Annotated in this window: 15 protein-coding genes; 10 read left to right on the forward strand and 5 right to left on the reverse strand. The window is 60.0% G+C overall.

What is annotated here, in order from left to right:
* The first annotated feature begins 4 nt into the window (after positions 1–4).
* From QOL84_RS14320 to QOL84_RS14355, 8 genes are all read left to right on the forward strand, one after another.
* The gene (locus QOL84_RS14320; RefSeq protein WP_008077266.1) at positions 5–1465 is read left to right on the forward strand and encodes an alginate O-acetyltransferase; all 1461 of its coding nucleotides are present in this window, start codon (positions 5–7) and stop codon (positions 1463–1465) included.
* Positions 1466–1473: 8 nt separating this feature from the next.
* Positions 1474–2598, forward strand: coding sequence for a mannuronate-specific alginate lyase (locus tag QOL84_RS14325; RefSeq protein WP_283437608.1), 1125 nt, complete (start codon positions 1474–1476; stop codon positions 2596–2598).
* Positions 2599–2989: 391 nt separating this feature from the next.
* Positions 2990–4555 (forward strand): MBOAT family O-acyltransferase, encoded by a 1566-nt coding sequence (locus tag QOL84_RS14330; RefSeq protein WP_283437609.1) that lies wholly within the window; start codon positions 2990–2992, stop codon positions 4553–4555.
* Positions 4556–4565: 10 nt separating this feature from the next.
* Positions 4566–5741, forward strand: coding sequence for an alginate O-acetyltransferase (locus tag QOL84_RS14335; RefSeq protein ID WP_283437610.1), 1176 nt, complete (start codon positions 4566–4568; stop codon positions 5739–5741).
* Between the two features lie 14 nt (positions 5742–5755).
* A complete protein-coding gene (locus QOL84_RS14340) occupies positions 5756–6412 on the forward strand; it encodes an alginate O-acetyltransferase AlgF (RefSeq protein ID WP_007914291.1) in 657 nt (218 codons plus the stop codon).
* 205 nt (positions 6413–6617) lie between these two features.
* On the forward strand, positions 6618–8069 hold the full coding sequence (locus tag QOL84_RS14345) for a mannose-1-phosphate guanylyltransferase/mannose-6-phosphate isomerase (protein ID WP_283437611.1): 1452 nt from the start codon (positions 6618–6620) through the stop codon (positions 8067–8069).
* Positions 8070–8334: 265 nt separating this feature from the next.
* A complete protein-coding gene (locus QOL84_RS14350) occupies positions 8335–8799 on the forward strand; it encodes a multidrug transporter (RefSeq protein WP_283437612.1) in 465 nt (154 codons plus the stop codon).
* Between the two features lie 35 nt (positions 8800–8834).
* Positions 8835–9659, forward strand: coding sequence for an SDR family oxidoreductase (locus tag QOL84_RS14355; protein WP_283437613.1), 825 nt, complete (start codon positions 8835–8837; stop codon positions 9657–9659).
* Positions 9660–9755: 96 nt separating this feature from the next.
* On the opposite strand, the gene QOL84_RS14360 is transcribed toward QOL84_RS14355, so the two are convergent.
* Positions 9756–10637, reverse strand: a complete 882-nt coding sequence (locus tag QOL84_RS14360) for a LysR family transcriptional regulator (RefSeq protein WP_283437614.1) — start codon at positions 10635–10637, stop codon at positions 9756–9758.
* A 109-nt stretch (positions 10638–10746) separates the two neighbouring features.
* On the opposite strand from QOL84_RS14360, the gene QOL84_RS14365 reads away from it, so the two are divergent.
* The gene (locus QOL84_RS14365; protein ID WP_283437615.1) at positions 10747–12117 is read left to right on the forward strand and encodes an MFS transporter; all 1371 of its coding nucleotides are present in this window, start codon (positions 10747–10749) and stop codon (positions 12115–12117) included.
* Positions 12114–12512: a DUF4440 domain-containing protein gene (locus tag QOL84_RS14370; RefSeq protein WP_283437616.1), complete on the forward strand. Its 399-nt coding sequence runs from the start codon at positions 12114–12116 to the stop codon at positions 12510–12512. Before QOL84_RS14365 ends, QOL84_RS14370 begins: the two co-directional genes overlap by 4 nt.
* A gap of 118 nt (positions 12513–12630) precedes the next feature.
* Here the strand turns inward: QOL84_RS14370 and QOL84_RS14375 are convergent, their stop codons facing one another.
* From QOL84_RS14375 to QOL84_RS14390, 4 genes are all read right to left on the reverse strand, one after another.
* A complete protein-coding gene (locus QOL84_RS14375; RefSeq protein WP_283437617.1) occupies positions 12631–13497 on the reverse strand; it encodes an efflux RND transporter periplasmic adaptor subunit in 867 nt (288 codons plus the stop codon).
* A 10-nt stretch (positions 13498–13507) separates the two neighbouring features.
* Positions 13508–13708 carry a DUF1656 domain-containing protein gene (locus QOL84_RS14380; protein ID WP_007914106.1) on the reverse strand — a complete coding sequence of 67 codons (201 nt, stop codon included), beginning with the start codon at positions 13706–13708 and terminating at the stop codon, positions 13508–13510.
* Positions 13698–15890 carry an FUSC family protein gene (locus QOL84_RS14385; protein WP_283437618.1) on the reverse strand — a complete coding sequence of 731 codons (2193 nt, stop codon included), beginning with the start codon at positions 15888–15890 and terminating at the stop codon, positions 13698–13700. The genes QOL84_RS14380 and QOL84_RS14385 overlap by 11 nt, the downstream gene beginning before the upstream one ends.
* 238 nt (positions 15891–16128) lie before the next feature.
* On the reverse strand, positions 16129–17628 hold the full coding sequence (locus QOL84_RS14390; protein ID WP_283437619.1) for an efflux transporter outer membrane subunit: 1500 nt from the start codon (positions 17626–17628) through the stop codon (positions 16129–16131).
* Positions 17629–17896: the final 268 nt, after the last annotated feature.

Here is a 17896-nt window from a genome sequence, read left to right on the forward strand (position 1 = left end):
TTTTATGCACCCACACTTGATCAAATTACTCAGCCTGTCGGCCCTGACCGTGGGCATTCTCGCGGCCAGCAACGGCGCCCGCGCCGATGAAGGCGCCGCTGCGACACCGCCGAAGTTCAGCGCCGAACCGTGCTGCAACCTGTGCCCGGCTGCGCATGACGCGAAGAACTACACCACGCGCTATCAGCAGAACTTCACCACGCTGGTGCAGGCGCAAGGCGACTGGTTGTTCCGCACTCAGGAAGATCTGCGCACCGAGTTCAACACCACCCCGGCCGGCTACAAACGCCTGCAACAGTTGCACGATGCGTTCAAGGCCAAAGGCGTTGAGCTGGTGATCGTTTACCAGCCGACCCGTGGCCTGGTGAATCGCAACAAGCTCAACCCGCAGGAAAAAGCCGCGTTCGATTACGAGAAAGCGCTGGGCAACTACAAGACCATGCTCGGCCGTTTCGCCAAGATGGGTTACGTCGTGCCAGACCTGTCGCCGCTGACCAACGAATCGCTGCCGGACACCCTGCCCGCCCACGATTTCTACTTCCGTGGCGACCAACACTGGACGCCATACGGCGCACAGCGCACGGCGAAAATCGTCGCCGAGAAGGTCAAGCAGATCCCGGCCTTCGCCGACGTGCCCAAGCGTGAATTCGAGACCAAGCGCTCCGGGCGCATGGGCAAGACCGGCACCCTGCACAACATGGCCGGGCAACTGTGCGGCACCAGTTACGCGATCCAGTACATGGATCAGTTCACCACCGAGCCGAAAGGCGAGGCAGGCGACGGCGATCTGTTCGGCGATTCCGGCAACCCGCAAATCACCCTCGTCGGTACTTCGCACAGCGGCAAGAACTACAACTTCGCCGGTTTCCTCGAAGAAGCCATCGGCGCCGACATTCTCAACGTCGCGTTCCCCGGCGGTGGTCTGGAAGGTTCGATGTTGCAGTACCTCGGCAGCGACGAATTCCAGAAGACGCCGCCGAAAATCCTCATCTGGGAATTCTCGCCGCTGTATCGCCTCGACCAGGAAACCATCTATCGCCAGATGATGTCTCTTCTCGACAACGGCTGCGAAGGCAAAGACGCACAGATGACCGCGAGCACCACGCTCAAGCCTGGCGGCAAACAAGAACTGCTGGTCAACAGCAAGAACCTGAACCTGCAGAACAGCAGCCATCAGGTCGACATCCGCTTCGCCGACCCTTCGGTGAAAACCCTGCAAGCCACCCTCTGGTACATGAACGGTCGCCACGAGGACATCAAGATCGAGAAACCGGAAACCTCCGACACCGACGGTCGTTTCGCCTTTGAGCTGCGCACGGACGAAGACTGGGCCTCGCAAAACCTGCTGGCGGTCGAAGTCCAGGGCCCGGAAGCGGGTACCGCGCCACAGAAAGTCGAAGCGAAAATCTGCAAACGCAACGTATTCCCGGGCGCTGGGCAACAAACCGCTCAGGTCGGGCAATGAGGTCTGCTATGCGAAATCCGAAATTGAAATCTTTTCTGGCACCAACGCTGCTGAGCCTGGCGATGTTCGCCGGGGCGACTCAGGCCGCCGCGCCACTGCGTCCACCACAGGGTTACTTTGCGCCTGTGGATAAATTCAAGACCGGTGACAACAGCGAAGGCTGCGATGCAATGCCGGCGCCGTACACCGGGCCGCTGCAATTTCGCAGCAAATACGAAGGTTCGGACAAGGCGCGTTCGACGCTGAACGTGCAGTCGGAAAAAGCCTTCCGCGACACCACCAAAGACATCACCACGCTGGAACGCGGCACCGCCAAACGGGTGATGCAGTTCATGCGCGACGGTCGTCCGGAGCAGCTTGATTGCACGCTGAACTGGCTGACCGCTTGGGCCAAGGCCGATGCGTTGATGTCGAAAGACTTCAACCACACCGGCAAGTCGATGCGCAAATGGGCGTTGGGCAGCATGGCCTCTTCGTACATTCGCCTGAAGTTCTCCGACTCGCATCCGCTGGCGCAGCATCAGCAGGAAGCGCAGGTGATCGAGGCGTGGTTCAGCAAAATGGCCGACCAGGTGGTCAGCGATTGGGACAACCTGCCGCTGGAAAAAACCAACAACCACTCGTACTGGGCCGCCTGGTCGGTGATGGCGACCTCGGTCGCGACCAACCGCCGCGACCTGTTTGACTGGGCAGTGAAGGAATACAAGGTCGGCGCCAATCAAGTCGATGCCGACGGTTTCCTGCCGAACGAACTCAAGCGCCAGCAACGCGCCCTCGCCTATCACAACTACGCCTTGCCGCCGCTGGCGATGATCGCCAGTTTCGCCCAGGTCAACGGGGTTGATTTGCGTCAGGAGAACAATGGTGCGCTGAAACGCCTGGGTGATCGGGTGTTGTCGGGGGTGAAAGACCCGGATGAATTCGAGAAGAAGAACGGCAAAGAGCAGGACATGACCGACTTGAAAGAGGACATGAAATTCGCCTGGCTCGAACCGTTCTGCACGCTCTACACATGCCCGCCGGATGTCATCGAGAAGAAGCATGGCATGCAGCCGTTCAAGACCTTCCGCCTCGGCGGCGACCTGACCAAGGTCTACGACCCGTCCCATGAAAAGGGCAACAAGGGTTCATGAAAGGCGAAAAGCAAAAGCCCCTCACCCTAACCCTCTCCCAAAGGGAGAGGGGACTGACCGAGGTGGCTGTGCGAGTTACGCCGAAATGAAATATCGAGTCGATCTCAGGTGTTGAAAAACAATCGAGATCAGGCTGCACAGAAATACCGAGTTGATCTCAGGCGTTGAAAAACAACCGAGATCAGGCTGCACAGAAATACCGAGTTGATCTCCTTTTCTGAAAACCATGGAGATCAGGCTCCCTCTCCCTCCGGGAGAGGGCGGGGGGTGAGGGAAAGATTTCAAGGCCCGGCACAACCCTGACAGAAACACCGTTTCACCCCTCCACTACCACGGGGGGTTTGGGGGGGCTTTGGCCCTTGACTGTTGGTTCAAACATGGAGAGATCGGGATGGTATTTTCATCCAACGTGTTCCTGTTTCTGTTCTTGCCGATCTTTCTCGGCTTGTATTACTTAAGCGGGCAACGCTATCGCAACTTGCTGCTGCTGATCGCCAGCTACGTCTTCTACGCCTGGTGGCGGGTGGACTTCCTCGCGCTGTTCGCCGCGGTCACGCTGTGGAACTACTGGATCGGCCTCAAAGTCGGTGCCGCTGGCGTCAGAACCAAACCGGCGCAGCGCTGGCTGTTGCTCGGTGTCGCAGTCGATTTGTGCATCCTCGGCTACTTCAAGTACGCCAATTTCGGTGTCGACAGCATCAACGCGATGATGACGTCGGTCGGTCTTGAGCCGTTCATCCTCACCCACGTGCTGCTGCCGATCGGTATCTCGTTCTACATTTTCGAATCGATCAGCTACATCATCGACGTGTATCGCGGCGACACCCCGGCCACGCGCAATCTGATCGACTTCGCCGCCTTCGTAGCGATCTTCCCGCACTTGATTGCCGGCCCGGTGTTGCGTTTCCGCGACCTCGCCGACCAGTTCAACAACCGCACGCACACCCTCGACAAGTTCTCCGAGGGCTGCACGCGGTTCATGCAGGGTTTCATCAAGAAAGTCTTCATCGCCGACACCCTCGCGGTGGTTGCTGACCATTGCTTCGCCCTGCAAAACCCGACCACGGGTGACGCCTGGCTCGGCGCGCTGGCCTACACCGCGCAGCTGTATTTCGACTTCTCCGGTTACAGCGACATGGCCATTGGTCTGGGCTTGATGATGGGTTTCCGTTTCATGGAAAACTTCAAACAGCCGTACATCAGCCAGTCGATCACCGAGTTCTGGCGCCGCTGGCACATCAGCCTGTCCACCTGGCTGCGTGACTATCTGTACATCACCCTCGGCGGTAACCGTAAAGGCACGCTGATGACCTATCGCAACCTGTTCCTGACCATGCTCCTTGGTGGTCTGTGGCACGGCGCGAACATCACCTACATCGTCTGGGGCGCTTGGCACGGCATGTGGCTGGCGATTGAAAAAGCGCTGGGCCTGAACACTTCGCCACGCAGTCTCAACCCGATCCGCTGGGCGCTGACCTTCCTGCTGGTGGTCATGGGCTGGGTGATCTTCCGTGCCGAGAACCTGCACGTTGCCGGCCGCATGTACGGCGCAATGTTCAGCTTCGGCGACTGGTCGCTGTCGGAACTCAATCAGGCCAGCCTCACCGGTCTGCAAGTGGCGACCCTGGTGGTGGCGTACGTGACGTTGGCGTTCTTCGGTCTGCGTGATCTGTACACCCATCAGCCGCCGGCCAAGACCAAACCTGAAGTCAACGTCGAGGCCAACGGCCCTGCCACAGCGACGCCGGGAATGATCAAAGCCGCGCCAGGCGAAAACCCGGCGAGCATCCATGAGCCTGGCTACACCGTCGGCATCGAAGCCCAGGTGCAACCGGCCTACTGGAGCGCGGACTGGTCCCGCTACGTGATGCGCGGCTTGATTCTGCTGCTGTTCATCGCCTCGATTCTCAAACTCTCGGCGCAAAGCTTCTCGCCGTTCCTTTACTTCCAGTTCTGAGGGATCTGACATGACCCGCTCATTACGCATCTTCTACATCGCCCTGTTCCTGGTGACCCTGTTGGTCCTCGGTTTATGGTCGGTTCGCAGCTTCTTCGGCTTCAGCACCAATGCCGAGGCGACGGTGCTCAACGGCCGCTGGACCAAGGCTGTGGAAACCCATTACGACGATGAATTCCCGATCAAGCGCCTGGGCACCAACCTCTGGGCCGCGCTGGATTTCAAACTGTTCAACGAAGGTCGTCCGGGCGTGGTGCTCGGTCGCGATCAGTGGTTGTACAGCGATGAAGAATTCAACCCGATCGTCAACGAAGAGCTGAACCTGCAAGGCAATTACGCGCTGGTCGAAGGCGTGCGCCAGACCCTCAAAGCGAAAGGCGTGAAACTGGTGATGGCGATCGTCCCGGCCAAGGTTCGTCTGTACCCGGAGCATCTGGGTGAAGTGAAACCGGCGAGCATCCACGAAAATCTCTATCAGGATTTCCATGCTCGTGTAGCCGCCGACAAGATCCTCGCCCCTGACCTGCTCAAGCCGTTCCAACAGGCCAAGCAAAGCGGTCAGCAAGTGTTCCTGCGCACCGACACGCACTGGACGCCGGAAGGCGCCGAGATCGCCGCGAACACCCTGGCGAACACCATCGCCGACAAGTTCCCGCTCAGCGGCGAGCCGCAACGCTTCGTCACCACGCCAGCGGAGAAGGTCACGCACAAGGGCGATCTGCGCTTGTTCCTGCCGCTCGATCCGCTGTTCGAAAACCTGATGCCGGCGCAAGAGCCGCTGCAAAAGCGCAACACCGTCGCGGCCGGTGATCAGCCTGCCGGCGGCGACGCGCTGTTCGCCAGCAATGAAGTGCCGGTGGCACTGGTCGGCACCAGCTACAGCGCCAACCCCAACTGGAACTTCGTCGGAGCACTGAAACAAGCGCTGCACAGCGACGTGGTGAGCTACGCCGAAGACGGCCACGGGCCGATCCTACCCATGCTCAGCTACCTGAAAAGCGATGACTTCAAGAACAGCCCGCCACAGGTGCTGATCTGGGAGTTTCCTGAACGATATCTGCCTGTGAACAACGAAATCGGCGACGCCGACCCGCAGTGGGTCGCAGAGCTTAAACAAGCCGGCGCGCGCCAACAAAACGTAGCAATCAACACTAAATCCGAGACGCCCGATCGGGCGCAAAACTGAAAGAGAGGTACACCATGACTTTCACTACTACTCCTCGTCGTCTCGCTAAAAGCTTCGCATTGGTTGCTGGCCTCAGCGTGCTTTCCGTCCCTGCCTTCGCCGGTGGCGACGCCGCCCTGTACGGCCCGACCGCACCGAAAGGCTCGACCTTCGTGCGTGTCTACAACGCCAGCAACGCTGAAGTCAGCGCCACCGTTGGCAGCACCAACCTGAGCGACGTTGCGCCATTGGCCAGCAGCGACTTCAGCTTCATGCCGGGCGGTGATTACAGCGCCAAGGTCGGCAGCCAGACCCTGCCGGTGAAGCTCGCCGGTGACCACTACTACACCCTGGTCAACAACGCTTCCGGCGCGCCGCAACTGATCGAAGAACCGCCGTTCAAGAACAAGCAGAAATCCCTGGTGCGCGTGCAGAACCTCAGCGACAAGCCGCTGACTCTGAAGACCGCCGACGGCAAGACCGACGTGGTGCCGAACGTGGCCGCCAAGGGCCGTGGCGAACGTGAAATCAACCCGGTGAAAGTCAGCCTGGCGCTGTACGAAGGTGACAAGAAAGTCGGCGACGTAAAACCGGTCGCCCTGGAGCGCGGTGAAGCCGCAGTGCTGTACGTCACCGGCAGCGGCAGCAGCCTGTCGCCAGTCTGGGTAAAACGCCCGGTATCGACTCGATAACAAATTTCCCGATGAGACGCTGACCCCTGTAGGAGCTGTCGAGTGAAACGAGGCTGCGATCTTTTGATTTTTCTCAGGATCAAGATCAACAGATCGCAGCCTTCGGTAGCTCCTACAGAGACCGCCTCTCGGTACGAGACAAAAACAAGAGTGAAACGACACAGCGTTCGTGCCTCTAACCAATCGATTTTATGGAGTAAACAATATGATTCCGGTGATCTTGTCAGGTGGTAGCGGTTCACGTCTTTGGCCGCTTTCGCGTAAGCAGTTCCCCAAGCAATTCCTCGCTCTGACCGGCGAACACACATTGTTCCAGCAGACCCTCGAACGTCTGGTGTTCGAAGGCATGGACACTCCGATCGTGGTCTGCAACAAGGATCACCGCTTCATCGTCAACGAGCAGTTGGCCAATCGTAATCTCGAATGCCAGCGCATCCTGATGGAACCGTTCGGCCGCAACACCGCGCCGGCCGTGGCGCTGACCGCGATGATGCTGGTCAATGAAGGTCGTGACGAACTGATGCTGGTGCTACCGGCGGACCACGTGCTGGAAGACCAGAAAGCCCTGCAACGTGCCCTCGCCCTCGCGACCGTCGCGGCTGAAAACGGCGAAATGGTCCTGTTCGGGGTACCGGCGACCAAACCGGAAACCGGTTACGGCTACATCAAGTCCACCGGTGATTCGCTGTTGCCCGAGGGCGTCAGCCGCGTCTCGCACTTCGTCGAAAAACCTGACGTCAAACGTGCCACCGAGTACGTCGCATCCGGCGGTTACTACTGGAACAGCGGCATGTTCCTGTTCCGCGCCAGCCGCTTCCTCGAAGAGCTGAAAAAGCACGATCCGGACATCTACGACACCTGCCTGCTGACCCTTGAGCGCAGCGAGCAGGACAACGACACCGTGACCTTCGACGAAGCCACCTTCGCCTGCTGCCCGGACAACTCCATCGACTATTCCGTCATGGAAAAAACCCAGCGTGCCTGCGTCGTGCCGCTGACCGCAGGCTGGAGCGATGTCGGCTGCTGGTCATCGCTGTGGGAAGTCAACGAGAAAGACGCCAACGGCAACGTCACCAAAGGCGACGTGGTGATCCAGGACAGCAAGAACTGCATGATCCACGGCAACGGCAAACTGGTGTCGGTGATCGGTCTGGAAAACATTGTCGTGGTCGAAACCAAAGACGCCATGATGATTGCCCACAAAGACAAGGTTCAGGGCGTCAAGCAGATGGTCAACACGCTCAACGAGCAGGGCCGCAGCGAAACCCAGAACCACTGCGAAGTCTATCGTCCGTGGGGCTCGTATGACTCGGTGGACATGGGCGGGCGTTTCCAGGTCAAGCACATCTCGGTGAAACCGGGCGCGTGCCTGTCGCTGCAGATGCACCATCACCGCGCCGAACACTGGATCGTGGTCAGCGGCACTGCCGAAGTGACCTGCGATGAAAACGTATTCCTGCTCTGCGAAAACCAGTCGACCTACATCCCGATCGCTTCGGTGCATCGCCTGCGCAACCCGGGCAAGATCCCGCTGGAAATCATCGAAGTGCAATCGGGTTCGTACTTGGGTGAAGACGACATCGAACGCTTCGAAGATATCTACGGCCGCTCCACCCCGATCGAACGCGGCGTGTCGGTGAAGACCATCGCGCAATAACGTTCAGCAAGACAAGAAGCCCCCGTCCAGCCCGCTGCGTCCCCTATCCGCAGTGGGTTGGGCGGGGGCTTTTTTTGTCCCGATTCAGCGTTCCCCGAACTGGCCCCTTCGCGAGCAAGCTCGCCCCCACACTTGAAATGCATTCCCCTGTGGGAGCGAGCCTGCTCGCGAAGAGGCCGGTCAGACACCGCAAGTCCCGATGCCCATCGCCAACCTCACCTACGCTTAGGTAGGATGCCCCTCTATCCCCGCGAGGTTGTGCGACATGTTCATCGGCGTTTTGCTGGTCATCACCTGGCTGGTCCTGTTGCTGCGCTACCCGGCCAAGGCCTTGCCGGTTTCAGTGGCTGCCGCGATTGGCCTCGGTCTGGTGGCGATGTGGGTCGTCTGGCTGGATAACCGCGAGATCAAGCAACTGGCGCGACTTGAGCTGCGCATCAGTTACGCGCCCGAGCAATGCCCGGCTGATCGTCCGTTGCAACTGAACATGAACAATGGCAACAGCGTGCCGTTGACCGAACTGCGCTGGCGCATCGCCGCCTACGCGTCGGGGGACACGGTCAATCTCGCCGACAATCAGTACACTGCCCCACGTTATCGCGGCCCCGGTGAATTGCAGGCCGGTGGCAACTGGCAAGACTGTTTGCCGCTGCCGCCGCTGCGTCCCGGTTATCGCCCGCAAACCCTGGAGTTCCGCGCCGAGCGTTTGCAGGGCAGTTTCTCCGACTGATTCCCCTTCCCCACTTTTTGCACAAGGAATGCGCCATGCCCGTTGCGTTGATTACCGGATGTTCCAGCGGTATTGGCCGCGCCCTCGCCGATGCGTTCAAAGCCGCCGGTTACGAGGTCTGGGCCAGTGCGCGCAAGGCTGAGGATGTTGCTGCATTGAGCAGTGCCGGATTCACTGCGGTGCAACTGGACGTCAATGACAGTGCGGCGCTGGAACAACTCGGCGAGCGGATCAACCAGCAACACGGCGGCCTCGATGTATTGATCAACAACGCCGGTTATGGCGCCATGGGGCCGCTGCTCGATGGCGGTGTCACGGCGATGCAGCGCCAGTTCGAAACCAACGTGTTTTCAGTTGTCGGCGTGACGCGAGCGCTGTTCCCGGTATTGCGCCGGGCCAAAGGCCTGGTGGTGAATATCGGCAGTGTCTCGGGGGTGCTGGTTACGCCGTTTGCCGGCGCTTACTGCGCGTCGAAAGCGGCGGTGCATGCGCTGACCGACGCGTTACGCATGGAACTGGCGCCCTTCGGCATTCGCGTGATGGAAGTGCAACCGGGGGCGATTCAGTCGAGCTTCGCCAGGAATGCCGGGCATGAAGCCGAATTGTTGATCAATGAACAATCGCCATGGTTTCCATTGCGCGAGGGCATTCGCGCCCGGGCCAGGGCTTCGCAGGACAAACCGACGCCGGCCAATGAGTTTGCTGTCGAGTTGCTCAAAGCGGTGCAGCAGCGCAAGCCGCCGCGCTTGATCCGTATCGGCAATGGCTGCCGGGCGTTGCCGTTGCTGGCGCTGTTGGTGCCCAAGGGATTGCTGGAGTCGACATTGATGAAGCGGTTCGGTTTGGGTGGGCAACTGTAGGAGCTTCGGCACGCTGCGATCTTTTGATTTTGACGTTGATTTGAAGATCAACAGATCGCAGCCTCGTTTCACTCGACAGCTCCTACAGGGGAGTCGTTAGTTCCAGGTTTTCATGAAGTCGATGAACGCTCGCACTTTCAGCGGTAGATGTCGGGTGTCCGGGTATAGCGCGTAGACCCCTTGCCGGGCAAAGCGGTAGTCGGGGAGCAAACGCTGCAACCGCCCGGCCTCCAGATCATCCTGAATCAGCCATTGCGGCAGAATAGCCACGCCCTGCCCGGTCAATGCAAACGCCCGCAGCGTTGCCGAGTTGTCGGCAACGATCGCGGTGGTCCCCGGTTTTGGCTGGTAGACATGCTCGGCGCCGGCCGGGTCGGCGACCGTCATTTCCGGCACTCGTCCGTGGCCCAAGGTTGGCATCGACTCCAGCGTCGCCAGTGTGGCAACTGGCGCAAAACGCTCGATCAACGCAGGCGCCGCCACCGCAAACACTTCGAACGTCGACAGCTGCACCGCGCGCAGATTGGAGTCGTGCATGCGCCCCAGGCGAATCGCCATGTCGAAGCGTTCGGAGATCAGATCGGCGTGGGTCGAAGACGTCGACAGGTGAATATTCAACTGCGGCTGCTGTTGGCGAAACACCTCCAGCGCCGGCACCACCTGAGCCAAGGCAAATTCCACCGTGGTGGTGATGCGCAACGTGCCCTTGAGCTGTGAATGCTCTGAACGCGCTTCCTCGATCGCCAGCCGTGCCTCGTCGAGGGTGCGCAAACAGCGGCGATAAAAACGCTCGCCGGCATCGGTCAGGGCCAGTTGCCGCGTGTTGCGGGTGAGCAAGGTCACACCCAGCTCTTCTTCGAGTCGCTTGAGATTGAAGCTCACCACGGCACGGGTCTGGCCCAAAGTATCGGCGGCCGCCGTCAATGAGCCGGCCTCGACCACGGCTTTGAACGTGTCAAAACGATCCAGGCTGACCATATACAGCGTACTCCCTGTCAAAATCATTTTGACAAACTAACAGTCAAACCAGCGTTTTCCTACGACTGTAAGCGCCTTACCCTGCACGTCTCATTACAGGGAAGCTGCCATGGCTTATCGCTCGAAAGTCGCGTTGGTGTATCTGCTAGGGTTTGCCCTCGACCTGCTGAACATGTTTGTCGCCAGCATTGCCTACCCCGACATTGCTCAGCAATTGCACGCGTCTGTCACGCAACTGGCGTGGATCAGCAACGCCTACATGCTTGGCCTGACGCTGATCATTCCGCTGAGCGTGTGGCTGGCGGCGCGGATGGGTGAGCGACGGCTGATTCTCGCTTCACTGCTGTTGTTCGGGATTGGCTCGGCGCTGGTGGCGCAAGCTGGATCAATTGAAAGCTTGATTGGCTGGCGGTTGTTGCAGGGGCTGGGTGGCGGATTGCTGCTGCCAGTCGGTCAGGCGTTGGCGTATCGACAGTTTCCGCCGTCGCAGCGTGCGCATTTCACCGGCGTGGTGTTGTTGGTGGCGCTGATGGTGCCAGCATTGTCGCCGGCGGCGGGTGGATTGATTGTTCAGGCGTTGTCGTGGCGATGGATTTTCTATTTGAACTTGCCGGTGGCGCTGCTCGCGTTTGGCCTTGGCCTGTTTTGGTTGAAACCCGATCAGCCTTCGAGTGAACGCCCGACGCTGGATGCGCGCGGCTTGCTACTGGCCGCAACGGCCCTGAGTTTGTTGCTGATCGCCGTCAGTCTGGTGAGCGAGACCGACAGCCGAACGCTCGGCCTCTTCGTATTGATGCTCAGCGTTGTGACTCTGTGCATTTATCTGCGCGACGGCTGGCGTAAACCCGAGGCGATTCTCGATCTGCAACTGATCAAGAACCCGTCATTACGTCTGGCGATGTTGATTTACCTGTGTGTGCCCGGTGTGTTCACCGGTACTCACATGATCGCCGTGTTGTACCTGCACAACCTCGGCGTCGGCGCTGCGCAAACCGGTGCGCTGATGCTGCCATGGGCGGCGGGTTCGGGCATCGCGATCATGCTCGGCAAACGCAGCTTCAACCGGGTAGGCCCCAAGCCGTTGCTCGGCGCCGGCATGCTTTTGCAATGCCTCGGCATTGCTCTGCTGATGCGCATCGAACAACCGGCGAGCGCCCCGCTGATCATCGCCTACGCCCTGATGGGGCTGGGCGGCAGTTTGTGCAGCGTCACTGCGCAGACCTTGGCCTTTGTCGGCATCGCGACAGAAAAAATGGGCCACTCCAGTGCGCTGTGGAATATCAATCGCCAGCTTGGTTTTTGCCTCGGCGCGGCGTTGCTCAGCTCATTGCTGGGGGCATTGGGCGGCGATGGTTTTCGCTACTGCTTCCTCGCTGCCGCGTTGCTGACGATGCTGCCGATGGTCAGCGTGCTGCGCTTCGATTCGACGGCAGTGCTCGCGCTGCTGACTCAAACTCCCCTCAAGGAAAAATCTACATGACTGACTACAGCGAATACTTTGAAGAAGTGATTCAGGCACACGAAGCCATCGAACGATGGTTTGCCGTGGAGGGAGACGACGCTGAACTGGAGCGACTGCTAGCGCGGTTTTCGCCTGAATTCTCTATGGTTTCGCCGTTGGGCCGGGTGTTGGATTTCGAGGCGTTGAGCGGATTGTTTCAAATGGCTGGAGGGAAGAAGCGCGGGTTCAAAATCGAGCTCAGCGAACTGTGCGGGATTGCATTACACGAGCGCGGTGCGACGGTGACCTACCGCGAACAGCAGGCGGACGCGAACGGATTGCATACGGATCGGCGTTCGACGGTGGTGTTTGAAAAACTTGAGTCCGGGCGAGTGATTTGGCGGCATTTGCAGGAGACGTTTTGCAGTTCGTGATCACTCGGTATCGGTCTGAGACACCGAGTTGCCCTTATCGCGAGCAGGCTCGCTCCCACATTTGAAATGCTTACCCATGTGGGAGCGAGCCTGCTCGCGAATGGAGCGACTCGATCTATCAGTTATCCACAGCGTCCTGATTCACCACCACCGTGCAGGTAATCCCCGCCGCCAACAGAACACCTTCCGGCACTTGATCAATATGAATGCGCACCGGCACTCGCTGGGCCAACCGTACCCAGTTGAAGGTCGGGTTGACATCGGCGATCAGCTCGCGGCTTTGCGGGTTGTCGCGGTCGTAGATGCCACGGGAAATGCTTTCCACATGGCCCTTGAGCACTTCGCCGCTCATCAATTGCATGTCGGCCTTATCGCCGACTTTCACGTGGGGCAGTTTGGTCTCTTCGAAGAAGCCGTAAACCCAGAACGAGTTCATGTCGACCACGGCCATTTTCGCCTCGCCGATGCGCGCGTAATCACCGCGATGCACGTTGAGGTTGGTCACGTAACCATCGACCGCCGCACGTACTTCGGTGCGTTTGAGGTTGAGTTCGGCGGCCTCCAGTTGTGCCTGAGCGTGTTGGTAATCGGCGAGCGCGGCATCGGCGATGTTGCTGGCGTCGTCGCGGTTTTCCTTGGAGATCACCAGGTTGTCGAGGTCGGCGCGGCGGTGGGCGTTGACCTTGCGCATCTCCCAGGTCGACTTGCGCGAGGCGACCAGCGACTGCGCCTGCTTGACCGCAATGCGGTAATGCTCGGGGTCGATCTGCATGAGCAGATCGCCCTTCTTCACCAGTTGGTTGTCGCGCACCGGCACATCGATCACTTCACCGGTGACGTCGGCGGCGACGTTGATGATGTCGGCGCGAACGCGGCCATCGCGAGTCCACGGCGTGTTCATGTAGTGCTCCCACAACGTGCGGCCGATCCACAGCGCCAAGGCGAGCACCAGCAGGGTCGCGAGCAGGCTGAAAAACTTTTTCATCGTGACGTTCTCAACGGTAGACAGTCAGCGCCATGGCGCCGAACAGACAGGTAAACAGACTCAGACGCAGCAGCGCCGGGTGCCAGAAGAAGCGGTACAGATCGAACCCGGACAGGAACCGATCCACCGCCCAGGCCAGCGCTGCAGCGATGAAAAACATCAGGGTCATGGTCGGCATGTACACGCCGTGGAAGGCGATTTCACGAGGCATGGGCAAGTCCTTCGGGCTTGGCGATGGCGTAGGCAGCGAGCGGTGATTGCGGGTCAAGCAGTGAGGTGCGGATGAAATGCAGATAGCTCTTCACCCGGCGCAACGCCGAGGTATCGAAGTGCGGCGCGAACGGTTCGTCGGTGGCCGCGACTCGGCTGATGGCGTGATCGACGGCGACCAGTGCGCGTTCGAGATTGCTGGCGTTCGGTTGCAGAAACAGCCGCACCAGCGCGCGACCCATCACGCGGATCGCCTGCCGCCACGGCTGCGATTCGGCGTAGGCCGGGTGCACCGGCAGGATCGCCTGTTCTTTGCGTAACTCGATGATCGCGTGGCCGACTTCGAGTACCACGAACATCCAGCGCAGCAGATTCTTTTGCACCTTCGGCTCCCCGGCCGCAAGACCGTAGGCCTGATGCAGCAAATCGCGGGTACGGCTCTCGAAACTCGACGCGAGGCCTTTGAGTTTGCCGCTGATCGCGTAGACCACCTGGCCGCGCAGGTCCTGCTCCAGACGCTTCCATAACCAGCGACTGTTCGGCGGCAGAATGATTGCGCCGGCAGCGGCACAGACCAACATACCCATGACCATGGCGATGTAGTCGTTGATGAAGGTGTAGGGGTTGTAGATCGTGAGGTTGTCCGGCACAGAACCGGTGCTGAAGAAGATCAACAAACCCAGGCCGACACCGGCGTATTGCGGCCGCGATGTGAGGAACGAGCCGAGCACGATCACTGGCGCGAGCATCACGCACAGCAGTGGAAAACCGTCGATCCACGGGAAGATGAAAAACATCTCGACGAAGCCGACCAGGGCACCGAGAAATGTGCCGCAGGCCATCTGAAAAGCCATGCGTTTCGGATTCGGCGTGGCGGCGGAGAGACCTACTGTGGCGGCAGCAATCAGCGTCATCGTCGCGCCGCTTGGCCACGCGGTGGCGACCCAGTAACTGCCGAGCACCACCAGAATGAACGAGGCGCGAATGCCCGAGGCAGCGGCCGCCCACCAGTTGGTCTGCGGGGTGAACGGCTCGTCCCAGCGCTCGCGTTCGTGACGGTGATCGGCCAGAGAGGCGTGGGTCTGTGCATAACTGTGCAGGTCGTCGACGAAGCGATAAAGCAATTCGTACGCGGTGTGGAAATCCAGTTGCTCGGCGTCGCTCGGATCACTCTCCTGAAAGATCGCGCGCAAGCTGCGCACACGTGCCGGCAAACCTTCTTTGTAGGTCGCCAGAGCAGTTGCCAAACGAGCGGCATCGGGGCTGGTCAGGGCGCGGCCGCTGAAGCCGTCGAGCACTTCGGCAAGATCCTGCAGGCCTGGTCTGATCGCTGCGACCACATGTTCTTCGCCGTTGCCGCGCAGGCGTTCGAGCAACTGGTGCAAAGCGTTGAAGCGTGTGGTGATGCCCATGAATTCGCTGTTCAAACGGCTCAGTCGACCGTTGCGCCGACGCATGTGCGGGTCTTCGAAAACCGTCACGCTGCGCAAGCCTTCAAGGCCCACCGCTTCGGCGATGAAGCGCACGTTGCTGGCTTCGAAAGACTCGGGTTTGCTGCGTCCGCGCAGGCCATCGGTGACAAACAATGCGAACACGCCGAAGCGCTGATACAAGGCGTTGCGCATGGCGGCGCTGGCGGTTTGCGGCAGGATCGCGGCGCTGATCACGGTCGCGCAAAGGATGCCCAGCGAGATTTCCAGCACTCGCCATACGGCGGCCATGAACGCGCCGTCCGGGTGGGCCAGCGCGGGTAAACCGACCATCGCGGCGGTGTAACCGGCGAGGACAAAACCGTAGGCGCGGAAGTTGCGGCAACGCGCGGCGCCGGCCGAGCAGATGCCAACCCAGATCGCCAGCGAGCCGAGAAACAGTTCGGTGTTTTGCGCAAACAATGCGATCAGCGTGACCATCATCGCCGACCCCGCGAGGGTGCCGAGAAAGCGATAGAAACTCTTGGCAAACACCTGGCCGCTCTGCGGCTGCATGACGATGAACACGGTGATCATTGCGGTGCGCGGTTGCGGCAGTTCCAGGCGCATGGCCAGCCATAGCGTGAGGAATGCGGCGATCAACACCTTGAAGATGTAGACCCAGGTCACGCCATCGCTGCGCGCCCAGTCGAAAAATCCACGGCGCCATTCCAGGGAGTAAAGCCAGCGCAGAGGTGCGGGCAAGGGAGTCATTACATTCTGCTCAATGATCGAGAATTGAAGAATTTGCTACGGCGTACACAGCCCCTGTGGCGAGGGGATTTATCCCCGTTGGGCTGCGAAGCGGCCCCAAAACCTACGACCCGATTCCCACAGTCACACCGCGTGCACTGGCTTTGCGACGGCTGCGCCGCCGAACGGGGATAAATCCCCTCGCCACAGCGTTTGGGGTCAACTCCAAAGGAGGAAATTCCCACCAGATATTTTGGGTTCACCGCAGCAGTGCCGGGGTTTGCGGGGCCTGGGTTTTTTCAGCAGTCGGTACGTCGTTGCCGGCACCGAGGCCGCCACCCAGCGCAGTCACCAGTTCGGCATGCGCACTGAGGCGCGCCGCCTGCACCTGCTGCTGCACTTGCTGTTGCTTGAACAGCAACGTCTGCGCATTGAGCACGTTGAGGTAATCGGTAAGCCCACGCTGATAAGCGATCATCGCGATGTCGTACGTTTTCTGCGCGGTCGCCACCGACTCGGCAGCGAAGCCTTGCTGCTTGTCCATCGATTCACGGCGGATCAACTGGTCGGAAATGTTCTTCAGCGCATTCACCAGCGTCTGGTTGTAATGCGCCACGGCGATGTCATAACCAGCGGAGGCTTCACCGAGTTCCGAGCGCAACCGCCCGCCGTCGAAGATCGGCAGCGAGATTGCCGGGCCGACGTTGTAGTTGAGTTTCTTGCCGGTCAAAAACTCCAGCGCTCCGCCACCGGTGGCCATGTAACCGAGACTGCCGACCAGATCGACGTTGGGATAAAACCCGGCGTGCACCACATCAATTCCGCGCGCCTGCGCCGCAACCTGCCAGCGACTGGCAACCACGTCCGGACGCTGGCCGAGCAATTCGGCCGGCAACGCCGACGGCATTTTCAGCGCAGCACCGAGGGACAAAGTCGGGCGTTGCAACTGCGCGCCCTCGCCCGGTCCCTTGCCAGCCAACGCCGCCAGTTGGTTGCGACTGAGGGCAATCTCCTCATCCAGCGCATCGATTTGCCGATGGGTTTCCGGCAACGGCGCCTCGGCCTGACTGACTTCGAAATGGGTGCCGATCCCGCCGTTCAAACGCTTCTGCGCCAGATCGAGAATCTGCTGTTGCTGCTTGAGCGTCGCCGCGACGATGTCGCGCTGGGCGTAATGCAGCGACAGTTCGATGTAGGCGCGGACGATGTTGTTCTGCAATTCCAGCTGCGCCAGTCGCGCTTCGGCCGCGCTCATGTGCGCCAGATCCACGGCGCGCTCGCTGCTATTGCTTTCGCGGCCCCAGAGGTCGAGGGCGTAGCTGAAACCGAGCGCGGCGTTGTTGTCCCAGGTGGTGGTGTTGGCCAGATCGCCCGGGCCGTAGAACTGATCGGTCGGCCAGTTGTGGCGCTTGAGGGTCGACTCGCCATTGATCTGCAACGACTCGGCCGCTTCGGCGACACCGGCCATGGCTTTGGCCTGACGCACTCGCGCAGCGGCCATGGCCATGCTAGGGCTGCCGTGCACGGCGAGGTGGATCCAGCGATTGAGTTGCGGGTCGCCGTAGGCTTGCCACCATTGTGCGGTGGGCCAATTGGCGTCACGGGCAGCGTGGGCGATGGCGTCGTCGGTGGCCAGTGAATTGGCGTCCAACGCGTTGCCTTGCGGAGCAATGCCTTCGGTTGAGATGCAGCCGCCGAGACCCAGGGTAAAAGCCAGAACACTGAGCGGCAAAAGCGCTCTGTTGATGCGACGCGGCACAGCTGCGAATTCCTGAGAGAGGGGATCGATGCTTCCTCTGTAGGAGCTGCCGAAGGCTGCGATCTTTTGACCTTGATTCCCTTAAAACAAAATCAAAAGATCGCAGCCTTCGGCAGCTCCTACAGGGATCGGCGCAATTCTATGGAAGGCCCTGTGCGGCGATAAGCTGGGATTTCTGTGAATCTTTGTTACGGTTAACGAGATAATCCCTTGGTCGGGGGTCTCGCCCCGGAAACTTCGTGTCACAATTTGCCATCTCCCTTGAGAG

Origin of the sequence: Pseudomonas helmanticensis, assembly GCF_900182985.1 — a bacterium.
Classification (GTDB): domain Bacteria; phylum Pseudomonadota; class Gammaproteobacteria; order Pseudomonadales; family Pseudomonadaceae; genus Aquipseudomonas; species Aquipseudomonas helmanticensis.